The organism is Kitasatospora sp. NPDC048296, assembly GCF_043201815.1.
GTDB lineage: Bacteria > Actinomycetota > Actinomycetes > Streptomycetales > Streptomycetaceae > Kitasatospora.
In genome coordinates this window covers 1-16494 of sequence record NZ_JBICZB010000068.1, presented here as the reverse complement: position 1 = coordinate 16494, position 16494 = coordinate 1, and the positions used below count along the sequence as shown (strand labels likewise).

Below are 16494 nucleotides of genomic sequence, written 5' to 3'. Positions count from 1 at the left end.
GTCAGTGCCGACGACTGCTCTCAACAGCAGTCGGAACGACCTTGCGCACCTGATCCGCATCGAAGGCGCGCGGGGTGGTCTTGAACCCGGCCACTGCCACCACATCGGCGCGTGTCACCGTCGCCGCACCCCAGAGCTTCGGCTTGACGCGCTTGGGTCGATACAGCGACGGGTTCGCCGCAATCTTCCGGGCCCTCTTGATCGCAGAACTGCGGTTCTGTTGCCGCGTCTCCTTGCAGAGCAGCCGAACCAGATCCTCGCGCCTGCACACTTCCTCGAACGACAGCGAGCCCTGAGGACGGCCGTTCACCAACGCCTCGTACTCCTCCAGAGCCGCCCGAATGCGTCGGACGGCAGCCCTGGCGGCCGCATGCTCTCTGGGCTTCATCGCCGCCGAGGCTACGCTCGCCCAGCCGCCCAGAACAGAGGAACCGACGCTGAACTTCGGTGACCTGACTGGCAACTGCGGGCGTTGGAGCCGACACAACCCACGTTGCGAACATGACCGCCACACATTTCCGCACGTCAGATACGACGCCGACACTCTTCAACTCGGAAAACTGGACGGCTACTTGCTCGCGTGGCTGCGCATCGCCAGGTCCGCCCCGCACGTGCGGTTCTACTGCTACACCAAGGCCATCTCCCGGTTCCTGCGGCTGGTGGAGCCGGACCGACCTGCGAACTTCCTGTGGTGCGCGAGCCTGGGCGGCAAGGAGGACCACCTGGTGGACCGCGAGCGCATGCGGCACGCCGACGTCTTTCCCACCGTCGAGGCTCTGGAGTCCGCCGGGTACAGCGACCAGAGCGCCTCCGACCTGCTGGCGGTGCTCGGTGACCAGCGGGTCGGGATTCCGGCGAACCGGGGCACGGCCAAGAAGTTCGGCGCCTCCTTCGGTGAGCTCCAGCGCCAGCGCGACGAGCAGCTGAGGGCGAAGAACGTGCGGGCCGCGCGCCGGGCTGCCCTCTCCGCCGCCTGACGGGCCGGGGCCACCGCGCCCCGGCCCCCTCGCAAACCACCCGGCGGCGCCCCGCGTCTCCGCCCACCAAACCCACCAGCAGCACACCGCAAGGAGAACCCATGGGAGCCGAGAACTTCACCGTCTACCAGGACGGAACCGACGTCGCGCAGGCGTTCCGGGACGCCGTCGACAACGCCCAGTACGAGTACGGGCACCGGGGCGGCACCGGCACGATCGCGGAGAAGGACGAGTACCAGGCCGTCAGCGACACCGCTCTGTCCATGGGCGAGGCCGAGGCCTTGGCCGAGCGGATCATGCGCGACTACGAACACCCGCTCCAGGACAAATGGGGGCCCGCCGGCGCCATCCCCGTGCTGTCCGACCAGCGGCGCATCAAGGTCACCATCCCGCACAGCACGCAGGGCTACGCGACGTCGCTGGAGGCCGTGACCGCCGTCCTCGCCGAGAACGGCCAGCCGCTGCCGGGCGAGTCGGTCGCGCGCCTCACCAGCGGTGTCCACGAGCGCTGCCCGCGCACCGGTCGCGTCCGATCCGGTGAGTTCGACGTTGTCCTCCGGGGAGGTCCGGCGGAGCACCGGGGTTGGCTGTTCTTCGGATGCGCCGCCTACTGATCCCGCCCCGGGCCCCAGAGGGGCCGAAAGGCGCTGCACCACTACTCATGATGCACTATTAATGGTAGTCTTTTCTTTGTCAGGTCGGGTGGCACCCGGAAGGCAATCGAACCTCACGACAGGAGATGAACCCGTGAGCACCCCCCTCAACGGCACCACCCCCGACCAGCCCGTACTGGACCGCAACGGCGTCCCGATCGAGTCCGAAGCCCTGGCCTGGCTCCACGGCGCCGAGCAGTGCCGCGCGATCGCCCTGGTGACCGGCTGGGACGAGGCCTCCGGCCACCCCCGCGTCCTGGTGGTCGACCCCGAGCGACAGCTCTGGGAGATCACCGTCGCCGACCCGCAGCGACTGGAGATCACCAAGGCGGACCCCCGGATCGCCGAGGCCGCCGAGAACGGCGCACCGACCGACGCCTGGCTGATCCTCGACAAGCACGACCAGGTGCTCGGCCGCACCGTCGGTGAGCGGATTGAGGACGCCCGGCGGGCCGCCGAGCGCCTGCCCAACGTCCGCCAAGCGGCCGACCGGGACGGCGGGTTCGCGCTGCGCCGCCTGGGCGCCAACCGGCTGACCGCCGGCGACCGGGCCCGGCTGGAGGCCTACGGGAGCGCCCTGGAGGCCGCCGGCACCACCCGGCCGGTGGGCGAGGCCGTGGCCGTCCCGCCCACGGCAAGGCCCGGCGCCTGACCCCGGTGGCCGGGCCCACCCGGCCCGGCCACCGCTCCACACAGGGCGGGCACCGACAACCGCCGCGAAGCAGGGAACTCAACCGCAGCTTCGAGGATCCCCCGCCCGGCAACCCCCGGAATCCCCGCCGCCGCCGGCGGCCGGCCGCCCGGCCGCCGCCCCGACTTCGCGCAGAGAGAAAGAACCAGATGACCGACGCCGAGCAGGCGGAACTCGACCGCCGGTTCGAGGAACTGGGCCGCGACGTCGCCGCGGCGCTCGACACCGCCGAGACGATGGAGCCCGGCTGGTGGCATCAGGTGGACCGCTGGGTCTACGGCGCCGTCACGCTGCACCACCCGACCGGCCTGGCGCTGCGCCTGGAGCACAGCAGCTCGACCGACGCGAACCGCGGCCGGCTGACGGTCCGCGGCATCAACCCGCAGGGCTGGACCGGAGACGCGGTCTACTCGATCGGCGTCTCCGCCGGCCGGGCCCCGGACGACCTTGCCCGGGACATCCGCCGGCGACTGCTGCCGGACTACGCCGCAGCGCTGCCGGCGATGCAGGCCGACGTCGCCTCGGATCAGCGACGGCGGGTGGCGCGGAGGGAGGCGATGCGCTCGCTGGTGGCCGCCCTGCCCGCCCTGCACCCCTACCAGTGGGACCAGGAGCAGAGCGCCGGCTCGTTCCACTCCGAGACCTACCACTGCCCCGAGCGCGCCCACGCCTCCGGGACCGTGCACGTCAACGCCGGAGGAGAGTCGGCCAACCTCAAGATCAACTCAGTGCCCGTACCCCTGGCCCGCGCCATCCTCGCCTTGCTGCGCCTCCCCCCGGCCAAAGCCCCCGACTGAGCCCGCCGAGCACGACGACAACCGCGTGCCCGCGCCGCGCCGCCACCCGCGGCCCGGCCCATCAGCCCACAGATCGTCAACCCGCCCGATCACAAAGGATCAACCGATGCAGACCCTCCACCGCACCGCTCAGAGCCACGTCGCCGAAGCGCTGCCTTTCCCCACCACGGCGCGGACGTCAGCAGAGCGGGCCGGCGGCGACAGCCACGAGGAGACGGAGGAGCAGGACCCTTCCGACGAGCCCGCCACCGGGCCCCGTACCACCGCCGTCGTGCGTCGGGTCGGCCCGCCGGCCGCCTACACGAGTTCGGTCGAGTTCCCCGAGCACCCCGGCCTGGGGGGCACGCTGCGCTACCTGGGGAACTTCCCCGAAGGGCTCTACGAAGTGACCGACCACCTGCGCCGCGCGGCCCCCAAACCCGTGGTCGGCGGACTGGAAGCGGTCACGGCGCTGGCAGAGCACTACGGGCTGCCCCTGCCCGTGCAGGTGATCCCCCGGGGAGCCCGGGGACAGGTCCCGGCGATGTCCGATCGGGCCTGACCTGCACGGCTTCCCCGGGTGGCGACGTGGGCCAGAGTCCAGGCAAGGCGACCAACCACACCCCATGAATGCACTATTCGTGGTAGTCTTTCCCTTGTCAGACCGGGTGGCTCCCGGAAGGCAATCGAACCTCTCACCCCCCGCACGGAAGGACCTCACCATGCCGCACCTGTCCAAGGACCTGGCAAAGCTGCACCGGAAGGCGCAGGCCCTGGTCGACCTCGACCGGCCGCTCACGCACTCGGAGCGGGAGTTCGTACTGGACAACTGGCAGGAGTCGTCCACTTCGGCCAACGGCCTGGAGGGTGCGTTCTTCACCCCGCCGGACCTGGCAGACGCCTTCGCCCTGGAGGCGGCCGGACCGGAGGTCCAGCGGGTGTTGGACTTGTGCGCGGGCATCGGCCGCCTGGCCTGGCACTGCATCAACGACCTGGGCGCACCGGAGCGCGAGATGGTCTGCGTGGAGCGCAACCCGGCCTACGTCAAGGTCGGCCGCAGGGTGCTCCCCGAGGCCCGGTGGGTCTGCGCCGACATCTTCGACCTGCCCGAGGACCTGGGCCGGTTCGACATGGTGATCAGCAACCCGCCGTACGGGTTCGTCGAGCGCTCCGGGGACGGTCCGGGGGTGCGCAGCCGCCGATTCGAGTACCACGCCGTTGCCATCGCCGCCGAGTTGGCGCGGTGGGGGGTGTTCCTCATCCCGCAGGAGTCGGCCCCGTTCCGGTTCAGCGGGCAGCGTGGCGGCTACCGGGAGGCGCGCAGCGCGGAGTACGCGCGGTTCGAGCGGGACACGGGGCTGCGGCTGGAGATGAGCATCTCCGTGGACACCTCCGGGGTGCGGGACCAGTGGCGTGGCGTTTCCCCCGCGACGGAGATGGTGTTCTGCGACTTCACCGCGCGAGTGCCGCGAGCCGCCGCCCTGCCCGTCCCGCCGAAGGCGGGGGAGGCGGGGAGCGTGACTCCGGCGGGCCGCCCCCTGCCGGTCGTCGCCGAGGCCGAACCGACCCTGTTCTGACCGCCGTTCCGGGGGCCCGTCACGAGCGCGGGCCCCCGGCCGCCCGGCTGGAGCACTCACCGCACGGCCCCACGGGGCGCCGGCAGCATCCCGAGCAGGAACCGGAACGAGAGCGAGAAGTCCATGAACGACCAGATCACCAGGCCCCTTCCATGGCGCGGCGCCACGGCGGTGATCCATGTCCCGCCCAGCCTGGAGCAGTGGGAGCGGATGACCGTCAGCGTGGAGGTGCACGTGGTGTACCGGGTGCCGCTGCGGTTGAAGTTCCTGTTCACCCGGTCGCGAGCGGGAGTGTGGGCGCTGGAGTGGGATGGAACCCTGGCGCCGGCCGGATCCGCATCGGGGCGGCGCGCGCGGGAGGTTCTGGGATCGCAGGTGGCCGAGCTCCTGGCCGGCGGCGACCTGGCGGGCCCGCTGGCCGAGCTCCATGCTCGGGCGCTGCGCCTGGACGCGATGTGGGCCTGGGAGCGCCTTCGCCGGGCCCGGGAGGAGGTCGCGCGAGCGGCTGCGAAGACGCGCGAGGCCGCGGCAGAGTTCGAGGTGTTCGGGATGCCGGAGAGCGAGTGCGCGCGGATGTTCCGGGAGTTCGAGGCCTCGGGCGATCTGCGGAAGGTGGGGTGGGTGCGGTCGGCCGGTGGCGCGGTCCTTCCTGCGGGGACCGTCGGTGGCGCTGCGCGCGGGCCGGTGGAGGAGGGCGGCCACCAACCCAAATAATGCACTATTCATGGTAGTCTTTTACATGTCAGGCCGGGTGGCTCCCGGGCGGCAATCGAACCTCTCGTTCCTGCACGGAAAGACGTCACCATGTCGAAGATCCCCCACGGCCGTGCCGACTTGTCGGCGGGCATCCCCGCGCGCGACACGGCGACGGACGAGTACGGCCGCCCCTACGCGGCCGGGTTCCGCCCGGCGGTGCTGGAGTGGGACGGCTGGACCTGTCTCGACTGCAACGCGTGCAACTCCGGCAGTGCGTGCGCGGACTGCCAGGCCTGCACCGACTTCGCGGCCCCCTACCCTCCACACTGGGCCCGGCCGTGGGTCGAGGGCGAGCCGGAGCGCGGCGTCGAGGCGTTCGGCGGGCCGGGCGGCATGTCAGCCGGGCGAGGGCTGGTGGACGGCGCCGGCGACTGGGTGCTGATCGAGTCCAACCGCGACGCTGCGGCGACCGCCCGGGCCGCCGGTCACTGGGTGGTCGAGGCGGACATCCGCACACTCGACCCGCGGCATCCCGTCCTGCGCAGCGTGCACCGCTTCCACGGCTCGCCGCCGTGCCAGACGCTCTCCAGCGCGGGCAAGCGCGCCGGGTGGGACGCCGAGGAGATCGGCGAGCTCCAGTCGATCCTGTGGCAGGCCTCGGAAGCCTTCGGGTTCCTTGAGGTTGACGACCTGTGCAGCCTCTACGGCGGACCGCACAGCTATTTCGGCGACGTCCTGGACGGCATGGAGGACCACCCTGACGCCGACGGCTGGGGAGAGTTCTGCGGCGGCGGGCACCTGCCCCCGTGCATGACCCCTGCCGAGTTCCGGGAGTGGGCGGCGAGCTCGGTTTCCGACGAGCGCACCGCGCTCATGGCCGAGATGCTGATCTGGCCGATGTGTCTCGTGCGGATCGGCGCCCCGCTGCGGTCCATCACCATGGAGCAGAGCGCGAACCTGCTGCGGCAGACCCCGGCCTTGGCCGAGGCCATCCAGGCCGAGCTCACCAGCGCCGAGGGGCTCGGCTGGACCTGGTGCTCGTGGCAGATCGAGGACGCCGCCGACTACGACGCCGCCACCCACCGCGAGCGCGCGTGGATGGTCGCCACCCGCTACGAGCACCCCCGCTACGCGGACCACGTTGACGGCGAGGCCGCGGCCCGCGAGATGTGGGCGCACATCCTCAAGCAGACCGGCTGCCTGCCGGAGTGGGCACCGGAACTCAGCCGGCGGATCGAGCCCTACCAGGGGCGTCCGGCCCTGCCGACGGTGACCGTCGCGGCCGCGCTGAACCTCCCGTCCGACTGGTGGGCCGACACCCGGGGCAAGCGCGGGGTGAACCCCAGGACGGGCAAGCCGATGGGCGGCGGCTCGTTCCCGCTCAACACCGTCGGGCAGTGCGTCACCGCCCCCTGGTACGGCATCAGGTTCCGCCCGGCCGACGTCCCCCAGGGCGAGGGCACCGTCAAGATCAGCCTGCCCGAACTCGGCATGCTGGTCGGCTTCCGCCGCGACTACCCGTGGACCTACATCCCCACCCGCAAGGGCGCCGCGGGCATCCGGAACATCGCCCAGATGGAAGCCGACGCGGTGAGCCCGTTCATGGGCGCAGCCATCTCCGCCGCCGTCCAGGGCGAGGACTGGTACCAGCCGACCTCCGACTATCAGCGGGCGCTCTACGGACTGGGCACGCCGAACCTGGAGCCGGGCCCCCACCGGGCCGCCATCCAGCCCCCGCACACCGGAGCCCGGCCGCTGGAGCAGCTGGAGTTCGCCGGGCCGAGGGCGGCGGGCGCCGTGGTGGCGGCAGTGAAGGAGCAGGCACACACCCAACAGATGCTCTTTTCATGGTAGTCTTTTCTATGTCAGACCGGGTGGCTCCCGGGAGGCAATCGAACCCGCCACGGAGGCGCACATGAGCAAGACCAGGCAGACCCTCACCATCAATGACCTGCGGGTCACCCTGGCCAACCTGATGATCAGGGAGGGGTTCAGCCCGGACACACCGGTGGTCCTGTCCTCCGACCCGGAGGGCAACCACTACGGCGCCCTGGACGGCTTCAGCGACGTGCTGTACGCCGACGACACGGTCTACAGCCTGCCGGGCACCCAGGAGAGCCAGGAGGAGCGGGAGTTCGGCCACGTCCCGCCGCAGCACGCGGTCAAGGTGGTCGCCCTGTACCCGAGGGACCCCGCCTTCGGCCCCAACCCGTTCAGCCTCCCCGCCGAGGACTGACCACCCCTGCGCCGGGTCCGCGCCGATCAGCATCGGCCCGGACCCGGCCCACGCCGTTCCAGACACCGTTTCGAAGAGGAAGAAGACATGGGCGTGCTGCACCTGGCGGACGGCCGGATCGTCGGCTACCGCGTCAACGACAGGAACTACCCCATCACCATGGCCAACGCCAAGCGGGCGATGAACGTGGGCTACTGCGTGGAGAAGTTCGGCCGCGACAGCAACTTCACCGCGTACGAGCTGGAGAAGTTCGGCGAGGAGACCGGCCTGGCGCCGTTCGACAGGCTCACCTGGTTGATCGTCCGGGGCATCAACAACTTCGCCCGAGGGAGAGAGGATGCCGTCCGTTGTGCGGTCACCGTCACCGCAACCGAGGCGCCGGCGCCCAAGGTCAAGCGGCCGGCCGCCCGGGCCTACGACGCGCTCATCCTGGCGAAGAAGGACTACGAAGCGACCCGGCCGGTCAGCGAGGCGGCCGATCTGGCCGTCCGCCGCGGCGGCGGATGGCCCTTGGAGCGGGCGGGCAAGGCGCTGGGCGAGGAGACGGCGGCCGAACTGCTGGCGACCCTCCAGAAGCACGCCCAGCAGGCCAAGGAGGCGGCCGAGGCGACAGAGGCCCAGTTCATCGCGGCCTGCGACGCAACCGACGAGGCATACCGGGAGGCGAACCGTCTCGACGTGATCAGAGAGGGCTGGGCCACCGAACGCACCCTCAGCCTGGCCGCACAGGTGGCGCAAAGCGCTGCCACCGCTTCCCGGCACCTCCACAAGGCCAACAGCATCCAGCACAAGCTGTACAGCGCAGCCGAGCGCTGGGGCCACCGGGCCGGGTAGCCGGACACAGCCGGTGAGGAGCGAAAACCTCCCTATCGATGCAGTATTCATGGTAGTCTTTCTCTTGTCAGGCCGGGTGGCTCCCGGAAGGCAATCGAACCTCAGGAGAGAGCACATGAGCACCGTCATGACCGCACGTCACCCCGAAGCCCAGGCGCCCGAGTCCGTGGCAGCGGAGATCGTCTACGAGAGCTTCGAGTACGCGCCCCACCGGCTCACCCACGGCTTCGCGGCGGAGGGCTGCCACGGCGTCAGTGCCGTGACCACCGACGGCGTGAGGGTGGGTTCGCTGCTGTGGGACCGCGAGGACGGCATGGTCTGGTGGGTCGGCGTCCGCGAGAAGTGGCGCCGCAGCGGGATCGCCACGGCCATGTGGCGGCTGGCCGTCGACAAGGCCGACACCCTCGGGTGGACCCGCCCCGTCCACAGCGACGTCCTGACCCCGTACGGACGTGCCTGGATCGACTCCCTGTAGGCACCCCCCGGGGGGCGGTTCGTGCTTGCGCGAGCCGCCCCCCGGCCCGCCGCTCCCGGCCTCCGGCGAGCGGCGCACCAGTCCGGCGACTGGACCCAGCCCCGCCCCATCTCACGATCGGATACCCCCTGCCATGCCGCTGTACCTCCCCGCCCCCGCACCGGTGCGTCACCCGGGCGGCTGGAACCGCCTGTCCCTGAACGCCCACATGGGCACCTACGGCACCCAGTGCGCCCTCCGCGCCCGGACATGGGCCACGCTGCACGAGAGCCGCCGCGACACCCGCTTGTGCGCCTGGGGCAACTACGGCCCGTGCGCCGCCGACCGCCCGGACCCGGACTGCGCGGCGTGCCCGGTCTTCGCGGCGCGCAACGACCCGGGCCGGCCGGTCGAGGTGTCCGGGAACCGCGTCTTCGTCCGCATCGAGCGCCGCATCGTCGGCGAGTTGTTCACCGCCGCCCCCGTGGACCGGCTGTGGCTGACCGACGGCCCCGACGCCACGCAGCACGCGGGGGAGCCGTGGACGTGGGACCAGGTCTCCCGCCTCACGGACTGGGAGGTGGGCCGCCGCGTCCTGGACGACGCCGGGGAGGGGTTCTGGCTCCAGCGCACGCCGACCGCTCCGGCCCCCGTCACTGCTGCGGCGGCCGACGCTCCCGAGGTGAACTCCGGCGAACTTCTCGTCCTGGCGCTGGCCGAGCGCGGCCTGGCCGCCGCCGTCGTCCCCACCGGGGGCGGTTGCACCGCCGTTGCGCTCACCGTCCCGGGCGGCGAGATCCACATCACCGACGACGCCCGGGCCGACCATCAGGTCGGCGACCACGACGGCTGGTTCGCCGCCTTCCACCCCGACCACGACCCGGGCGAGCGCACCGACGTCTACGCCGGCCACGGGCTGGACGCCCGCCGCGACGCCGAGGCCTGCGCCGACGCCGTCGCGGCGTGGATCGGTGCGAACACCTGCCCCCCGCGAGGATCCCGATGCTGATCACCTGCGCTTCCGCCGCCTACACCGACCGACCCGGGGGCTGCGGCTCGGTTGCCACCACGCTGCTCGTCATCACGTTCGCCGAACGCCGTACCCAACGCTGGGCGATGTGCAACCAGCACGCCGCCGGGGTGCACGAGGACCTGGCCGACCCCCTTCTCGCCTACCTCCGCCACACCTCGGTCACCCAGACCCCGATCCGGCCCGCCGCCGACCCCGACCGTCAAGGAGAGACATGACCAGCCCCACCGTCCGCTCCAGCGCCGACGCCCCGCTGTCACGGCGGGCCGTGCGCGGCCAACTCGCCGTCCTGGAGACCCGGTACCCCGCGCCGGGCGGCGCCGCGCAAGGCGACCGGGTCGACTACCGGCCCGTCACCGTGGCCGCGGTCCGCAGGGACGGCACCCCCGCGGCCTTCACCCTCCCCGACGCCCGCACCATCACGGTGGGCGAGCTCACCCACCCCACCGTCGCCCTGCTCGCGGCGCCGGGCCGCTACGACCCCCAGGCGGTACTTGCCGCCGCCCACGCCAACGGGGTCGGCGGGCGCTTCGCCTCCCTTGGCGACGTCGACAAGCTGTTCAAGCGTCACCCGGCACCCGTCCCCGCGCCGGCCCCGGCAGCCGGGAAGCCGGCCGTCCTGGTGCTGCACCGGCCAGCCGGGCGGCACTCCCCGGCTCCGTGGAGCGTGTGCGTGCCCTGGCGGGTGCGGGTCAGGCTCGCCTCGGCGTGCGGCACCAAGGCGCGGGCCCGCACGGTGGCGGCCTGGCTGGAAGGCACCGGTGTGGACTTCGCCGACGAGGCCGCCACCCTGGCGCTCAGCGACGTGCTGATCGAGTTCTACCGCGAGTGGGAGGCGTGCGTGCGCGCCGCCCTGGACGGCGCCGCCCCATGGCCGGACCGCACCCCGGAGAGGTTCGCGGGGCTGCTGGCCGCCCTTGCCGAGGGCGCCCGAGGTCAGGGCCGAGCAAAAACCCCTATTGATGCTTGATTCATGGTAATCTTTTTACTGTCAGGCCGGGTGGCTCCCGGAAGGCAATCGAACCCCGTACACCAGGAGGAACCCGTGAACACCCGTCACCGCCTGTCCCGCACCCAGCTGGTCATGGAACTGACCGCCCGCCGCATCGAGACCACCGGTCTCCACCAGGGCGCGGCCCTCAACGACGAGGACTGGGCGTCCTACCCGCCCGCCACCTACGCCCCGGACGCGCCCTGCTCGGTGCTCCACGCCTTCGAGCGTGCGCAGCGGCTGGCGGCCGGTCGGACCATCCGCGCCGGTGCCCGTCGCCACGGGCAGGTCACCGTGCGCCCCCGGGCCTTCCACCCGGCGGAGTTCTCCGAGGCGCTGCGGGTCCTGTCCGACCACCTGTCGGACGTGGCGATCACCCCGGACCTGTACCGGCCCCTCGGCCTGACGGAGACCGACTACCGGCTCACCGTCCTGTCGTCGTGGGGCGAGTCCGAGGGCCTGACGGCCGTTGCGGCCGCCCGGACCATCCGCGCCGCCGCGCCCGCCCGCCGATGACCGCCGTCCGGGAGACGAGATGACGCACACGAAGAAGTGCAGGACCCCCGCCAAGGCCCGGTTCGCGACAACGACCGCCGCCGCGCGGACCGCCGCCACCTACGTCCACAGCCTGACGCCCTACCTGTGCGAATGCGGCTGGTACCACCTGACCAGCAAGGCCATCGTGCCCGCGACGTCGCTGCCGGTGACCGAGCAGGTCGCGGCGCTCGGCGACGTGGAGTTCGCCGTCCTGGTGGTCCAGGACGTCCGGGCCACGGTGACGCCGGTGCAGGCGGGTGCCCTGCGCGACGCGGCCAACGTGGAGCGCTGGATCAGGGTGCTGACCCATCTCCAGAGCCTGGTGGAGGCCCAGTTCGAGGAGCAGGCGGAGGATCGCTCGCCCGAGGCCGAGGCCTGGCGAAGGGGGGCGGCCTCTTTCCGGAGCGCGCTGCTCCAGCGCCTGGAGGAGAGCACCGCTGCCGCCGCCGAACTCCGGATGTCCGAGGCCGCCGAGGCCGCAGCGCACGCGAAGGCGGGCCAGAGCCTGGCGGAACTGCGCCAGCGGGCCGAGCTGGACGCCGTCCGGCGCCTGGTCCAGGCCTACGGCGCGCAGTTCAACGCGCTCCTGATCGAGGAGTACCAGGCGCTCGGGCTGGCCGTGTCGCCGCGCCTTCGCCGACGCCAGGCCCGCGACGCCGCCGTGACCACGATGCTGACGCCCTCGTTCTGGTAGCCCGCGCCCGGCCGACGACCGCTCCGGCGGCCGTCGGCCGGTCCATCGGCCCGCCCCTTGCCCACCGGGGCCCACCGCCCCGCACCCCTTGCGAAGGGATCGCCATGACCGCCACCACCAAGACCTTTGACCGCCCCTGGGACCTGGCCTGGCTCGCCGCCGACGCAGGCGATCTGCTCCCCGTTCGCCGGGACTGCTGGGGAGCCGACCCGGCCAGCCACGACAGCGACGGAAACCCGCAGGCGGTCCTCAAGGACGGCAGGCGCCGCGTCCTGATCACCCGCGTCGGCGAGGGCATCACGGTCCGCACCCGGCCCTACACCGGCGAGCCGGGAGGCGACCGGATTCCCGTGTCCACGACCCGGATCGCCCTGCGGCACATCACCCCGGCCACCCTGGCGGCCGACATCGCCCGCAGCCACCTCGCCTCGCCCCAGGAACCCGATGCCGCGCCCGAGCGACGCAGGCTGCTCCGGCTGCTGACGATGACCGAGCTGATCGCCCGTCTCCCCGGCGAGGCACAGGCGACGGGCACCATGCTCGCCGGCGTCGACGTCGTGGAATGGCGGCAGGGGCCGGACGTCACCGCCACGGCCTGCTCCAACGCGCCCGGCCGGATCCTGCTGGAGGCCCAGGCACCGCTGGGCTCGGTCGAGCGCGCGCTGCGCAGCGCCCTGCCTCCGCACGACGCAGAGCTGCCGTACTCCCGCCCAGGCGCTTACAGGCGGCTGGCGGCCGCGTTCCCCGTACTCACCCCGTACCCGAACGTGCCGGGCACCGACACGCTGGCCGGGCTCGGCACGGGGCGCACCGTCGTGAACGTCCATCTCGCCGACGGAGCCCCGGACGACGACGGCACGCGGGCCGGGCTCGACATCGAGGCGGATCTCGACCTGGTCCTCCTTGTCCTCGGACTGCTGTAGCAGCACGGCCCGGTCCGGCAGGCCTTGCCGGACCGGGCCCGCCCCTTCCTCAGACGCCGCTCACTGGAGGCTCCGTGACCATCGACCCCGACCGCTCCGACTTCGACGCCTTCCTGACCTCGCAGGAGTTCGCCACCTCGCTCCAGGGAGTCGGCGCCGGCACCCTGTGGCAGCTGCGGACCCTGCTGCTTGCCGAGGAGGACCGGCGCTCCGTCCGGTACATGCACGAAGCCCTCCGTGAGGAGTTCGGCTGGCTGTACGGGGAGGCGGACGCCTCCGGGGTGCGGATCACCTCGATCGAGGTGCCGTCCGTACTGTGGGACGCCGGGTGGCACTGGGGCGCCGTGGAGGCGGTGATCGTCTTCAGTGACGGCTCACGGCTGACTGAGGACCTGGAGCCGCTGATCCACGATCACCTGTGCGACCTGGCGGGCAACACTCCGCCGTACGGGCCCGGGGACGTGTACACCCTGGTCGTCCCGCCGCGCTGAGACGGGCAGCCGCCCGATCCGGTCGGGCCCAGGTCCCGGCGCGAACGGGGACGACAACTCCTCGCATCAGTGCTGTTTTCATGGTAGTCTTTCTCTTGTCAGGCCGGGTGGCTCCCGGAAGGCAATCGAACCGCACTGAACACGGGAGGACCCACCATGGACGAGAAGAAGCGCCCCATCGCGATCGACCCGCCGGACTGCGGCTGCACGGAGTGCATCGTCGGCGAGTACGTGCCCTTGCGGGAGGCGTCCGAGGACCAGATCGCCCAGATGCTGAGGGGCGAGCTGCGCGACCACACCTCCGTCCCGTTCCGGGTCTCGGCGCGGTGGGAGCTCTACGACCCTCACCCCGACAGTCAGCACCTGGTGTCGGTGCAGGTGATCGCGGACCTCTGGAACGGAACCACCCTCACCTGGGACGTCACGCCCTACCTCGACGTCCTGCCCGGCCAGGTCTTCGGCCCCCCGCGCGACTGACCGCCGGACAGCGGGGGGGGGGGGGGGGGGGGGGGGGGGGGGGGGGCGCCCCCCCCCCCCCCCCGCCCCCCCCCCCGGCCTCCGCCGACCCCGGCAGTGAGCCCTGCGCCTCCGCGGGCGGGGCCGCCCCCCCCCGCCCCGCCATCGTCCACCCCTGCTCCCGGCGCCGATCCGGGGCCGGGCCCTTCTGCCCTCACGCCCCCCGCAGTTCCTCACCCGCACGTGAGAGCAGGGGCCGGGCCAGAACGGCCCGCCGTTGCCCGAACACCTCATCCCCCACGGAGAGCACCCCCTTGACCACGTCCTCCCTGCCCGACCCCGGCAGCCCGCTCACTGCCGCAGACGCCTTCGCCGACAACGCCCGGCGCTTCGTCACCGAGGCCCTGCCGAACGGCATCGTCTACGGGGTCACCACCGGCCGACACAGCGTCGCCGTCGACGCCGATGAGTCCAGCGGCGCCCTCACCGTGCGGGTCAACGACCACCAGGGCCAGAGCGTCGAGATGACCACCACGGCAGAGCACCTGGACGCGGACCTGCGGTCGATGTGGCGGCTGGTGGCGGCGGCCGGCATCCAGGCGACACCCGAGGAGGCTTCCGGGCCCGGCCCGCGCCCCCGTCGGAAGGTCCGCCCGACCGCTTCGTCGGTGCTGGAGTTCGCGGCCCGCCACCTGGAGCACGTCGGGCTGCACCCGGGCCCCTGGGAGTGGGCGCGCGACGCCCAGCGGGGGCCGGCCACGATCCCCCACGCCCTGACCCTGGCCGTCCGGCAACTCGACTACGGCCACCGGGACGCGGTCGGCACCGCCGCCCTGGGGCGTCTGGCCGACTTCGTCAACGGCCGCCCGGTCGTGGTCCCCACGTGGTGGAACGCCACCACCGGGGACTACTACCGCGCCACGGTCTGGAACTGGGGCATCGCCCCGCGCCGGACCGCCGCCGGAGCCGCCGCGTTCCTGCGCGGCGCCGCCGCCCTGGCCGCCGCCTGACCGCCCGTCCGACAGCGCCCGGGCCGGCGGCCCCGGGCGCGCCCACCCCCCCTGTTCCAGCTCCCCGATCGGCTGGGAAGCCGACGACGCCGAGAGGACCCGCTGTGACCCGCGTCCACCGCATGACCGCCACCGAGTTCTGGTGGGACGACACCTACGAGCCGGACGCCGAACTGGGGTACGTCCGGCTCACCTGCTCCGCCCCAACCGCCGACGCCTGGGAGGTGAAGTTCCCGAGGTACTGGGTCGCGTACGGCGGCGTGAGCACGTTCCGCAGCATGCAGCTGGGTGTCGACAACATCGCCGAGCGCTCGATCGCCGAGCAGATCCGGGACCGCATCCTCGCCAGCCCCGACAAGCGACGCGCCTTCCGCGACCTGTGGGCGGAGGTCCGCGACACGGGCCGGGCCCCGCACGAGACCTTTGACACCGGCGTCGAGTTCTGGGCCACCGGCGGACCCGCCTCCGGCCGCAAGGGCTCCATCGTCATCCGCAACCGTTTCGACGCGGCCGTGCAGTGGGACGGCGAGCCCTTCACCGGCGGCACCACCTACCCGCTCCATCTGATGAGCACCACCCAGCCCGTCGAGCGACACATCACCTACAGCATGGGCTGGACGAAGCTCCGGTAACGGCGCACCAGCCCGGCGGTCGGCGCCCCTCCACCACCGACCTTCACCACCCTTCCCACGAACGGGTTCCTCGCCCCGCGCCCATCTCGCCGAGATCTACAACCACGCACCGGCCAGCGCATGCTGGCCGGTGCGCCAAGGAGAGAACGTGACCGGCTTCCGGTTCAACCCAACCCTCTTGCTCATGTCCATCGCCCGGCCGGACTCCCACTGCCCGGTCTGCGAGGCCGACCGCCACACCTCCATGGCCGACGCACGAACCGCGATCTGCCTTGCTGCCGGGGTTGCGATCGATGACATCGACCCAGCCTCCGGCTACGACCTCTCCCACCGCGCGTACCGTCGCGCCCGCGCCTCGTGGATCGACCTGATCCGCCAGCACGGCGCCGACGAGTTCTACAGCCTGCCCAACCTTGCCGAGGCACGCGCGTACTGGGCCGAGAAGCGCCCCGAGTTCATCGTGGGCGACGACTGGGCGACCGAGGCTTTCGAGGCGCACCGACAGTTCATCGCCGCCCTCGGCGGTTCCTGCCGGAAAGCCTCGTGCGTCGTGCACTACCCCCTTTCCGCTGAGCCCGGGTCCGAGTCGGGAGACCTGGCGTGATCGCCCGGACTCAAGGCGAGGGCGGGGAGCAGCTGCGGCTGGACCTGTCCGGGCCGGAGTGGTGTCAGCGCTGGAGCGATCGTCGGGCGACCTGGAGGCGGACGAGCGAGGGTGGGTTCGATCCGGCGTTGTACCGGAAAGAGGATGAATTGCATCAGATGCAACACTCCTCGCGACGTCAGCATGGCAGTTTGTGCTGGTCACGAGCGGGTGGTCGCGCCAGCTGCTGGCG

General features: G+C 72.2%; 23 protein-coding genes. 22 read left to right on the top strand and 1 reads right to left on the bottom strand.

What is annotated here, in order from left to right:
* Position 1: 1 nt before the first annotated feature.
* On the bottom strand, positions 2-388 hold the full coding sequence (locus ACGF12_RS30375) for a hypothetical protein (RefSeq protein WP_393036968.1): 387 nt from the start codon (positions 386-388) through the stop codon (positions 2-4).
* Positions 389-572: 184 nt separating this feature from the next.
* On the opposite strand from ACGF12_RS30375, the gene ACGF12_RS30370 reads away from it, so the two are divergent.
* The 22 genes from ACGF12_RS30370 (at position 573) to ACGF12_RS30265 (ending at position 16262) form a co-directional block, all read left to right on the top strand.
* Complete coding sequence (locus ACGF12_RS30370) at positions 573-977, top strand: hypothetical protein (protein WP_393036965.1); 405 nt, start codon at positions 573-575, stop codon at positions 975-977.
* Positions 978-1078: 101 nt separating this feature from the next.
* A complete protein-coding gene (locus tag ACGF12_RS30365) occupies positions 1079-1591 on the top strand; it encodes a hypothetical protein (RefSeq protein ID WP_393036962.1) in 513 nt (170 codons plus the stop codon).
* 133 nt (positions 1592-1724) lie between these two features.
* Positions 1725-2282 carry a hypothetical protein gene (locus ACGF12_RS30360; RefSeq protein WP_393036959.1) on the top strand — a complete coding sequence of 186 codons (558 nt, stop codon included), beginning with the start codon at positions 1725-1727 and terminating at the stop codon, positions 2280-2282.
* Between the two features lie 188 nt (positions 2283-2470).
* A complete protein-coding gene (locus ACGF12_RS30355) occupies positions 2471-3118 on the top strand; it encodes a hypothetical protein (protein WP_393036956.1) in 648 nt (215 codons plus the stop codon).
* Positions 3119-3224: 106 nt separating this feature from the next.
* Positions 3225-3659 carry a hypothetical protein gene (locus tag ACGF12_RS30350; protein WP_393036954.1) on the top strand — a complete coding sequence of 145 codons (435 nt, stop codon included), beginning with the start codon at positions 3225-3227 and terminating at the stop codon, positions 3657-3659.
* 160 nt (positions 3660-3819) lie between these two features.
* Positions 3820-4674: a methyltransferase domain-containing protein gene (locus tag ACGF12_RS30345; protein ID WP_393036951.1), complete on the top strand. Its 855-nt coding sequence runs from the start codon at positions 3820-3822 to the stop codon at positions 4672-4674.
* A gap of 123 nt (positions 4675-4797) precedes the next feature.
* Positions 4798-5388, top strand: coding sequence for a hypothetical protein (locus ACGF12_RS30340; protein ID WP_393036948.1), 591 nt, complete (start codon positions 4798-4800; stop codon positions 5386-5388).
* A gap of 90 nt (positions 5389-5478) precedes the next feature.
* Positions 5479-7224 (top strand): DNA cytosine methyltransferase, encoded by a 1746-nt coding sequence (locus tag ACGF12_RS30335; protein WP_393036945.1) that lies wholly within the window; start codon positions 5479-5481, stop codon positions 7222-7224.
* A gap of 61 nt (positions 7225-7285) precedes the next feature.
* Complete coding sequence (locus ACGF12_RS30330; protein WP_393036942.1) at positions 7286-7606, top strand: hypothetical protein; 321 nt, start codon at positions 7286-7288, stop codon at positions 7604-7606.
* Between the two features lie 87 nt (positions 7607-7693).
* Positions 7694-8440 carry a hypothetical protein gene (locus ACGF12_RS30325; RefSeq protein WP_393036939.1) on the top strand — a complete coding sequence of 249 codons (747 nt, stop codon included), beginning with the start codon at positions 7694-7696 and terminating at the stop codon, positions 8438-8440.
* A gap of 115 nt (positions 8441-8555) precedes the next feature.
* Entirely contained in the window at positions 8556-8915 is a 360-nt protein-coding gene (locus ACGF12_RS30320) for a GNAT family N-acetyltransferase (RefSeq protein WP_393036936.1), read from the top strand.
* 133 nt (positions 8916-9048) lie between these two features.
* A complete protein-coding gene (locus ACGF12_RS30315) occupies positions 9049-9903 on the top strand; it encodes a hypothetical protein (protein ID WP_393036933.1) in 855 nt (284 codons plus the stop codon).
* Positions 9897-10142, top strand: a complete 246-nt coding sequence (locus ACGF12_RS30310; RefSeq protein ID WP_393036930.1) for a hypothetical protein — start codon at positions 9897-9899, stop codon at positions 10140-10142. The genes ACGF12_RS30315 and ACGF12_RS30310 overlap by 7 nt, the downstream gene beginning before the upstream one ends.
* On the top strand, positions 10139-10894 hold the full coding sequence (locus ACGF12_RS30305; protein ID WP_393036927.1) for a hypothetical protein: 756 nt from the start codon (positions 10139-10141) through the stop codon (positions 10892-10894). The genes ACGF12_RS30310 and ACGF12_RS30305 overlap by 4 nt, the downstream gene beginning before the upstream one ends.
* 75 nt (positions 10895-10969) lie before the next feature.
* Positions 10970-11431 carry a DUF6197 family protein gene (locus ACGF12_RS30300; protein ID WP_393036925.1) on the top strand — a complete coding sequence of 154 codons (462 nt, stop codon included), beginning with the start codon at positions 10970-10972 and terminating at the stop codon, positions 11429-11431.
* Positions 11432-11450: 19 nt separating this feature from the next.
* Entirely contained in the window at positions 11451-12146 is a 696-nt protein-coding gene (locus ACGF12_RS30295; protein ID WP_393036922.1) for a hypothetical protein, read from the top strand.
* 104 nt (positions 12147-12250) lie between these two features.
* Complete coding sequence (locus ACGF12_RS30290) at positions 12251-13069, top strand: hypothetical protein (protein WP_393036919.1); 819 nt, start codon at positions 12251-12253, stop codon at positions 13067-13069.
* 74 nt (positions 13070-13143) lie between these two features.
* Entirely contained in the window at positions 13144-13560 is a 417-nt protein-coding gene (locus ACGF12_RS30285) for a hypothetical protein (protein ID WP_393036916.1), read from the top strand.
* 156 nt (positions 13561-13716) lie between these two features.
* Entirely contained in the window at positions 13717-14037 is a 321-nt protein-coding gene (locus ACGF12_RS30280) for a hypothetical protein (RefSeq protein ID WP_393036913.1), read from the top strand.
* A gap of 293 nt (positions 14038-14330) precedes the next feature.
* Positions 14331-15026: a DUF6197 family protein gene (locus tag ACGF12_RS30275; protein ID WP_393036910.1), complete on the top strand. Its 696-nt coding sequence runs from the start codon at positions 14331-14333 to the stop codon at positions 15024-15026.
* Between the two features lie 104 nt (positions 15027-15130).
* Positions 15131-15658: a hypothetical protein gene (locus ACGF12_RS30270; RefSeq protein ID WP_393036908.1), complete on the top strand. Its 528-nt coding sequence runs from the start codon at positions 15131-15133 to the stop codon at positions 15656-15658.
* A gap of 148 nt (positions 15659-15806) precedes the next feature.
* Positions 15807-16262: a hypothetical protein gene (locus tag ACGF12_RS30265; RefSeq protein ID WP_393036905.1), complete on the top strand. Its 456-nt coding sequence runs from the start codon at positions 15807-15809 to the stop codon at positions 16260-16262.
* The last annotated feature ends 232 nt before the right edge of the window (positions 16263-16494 follow it).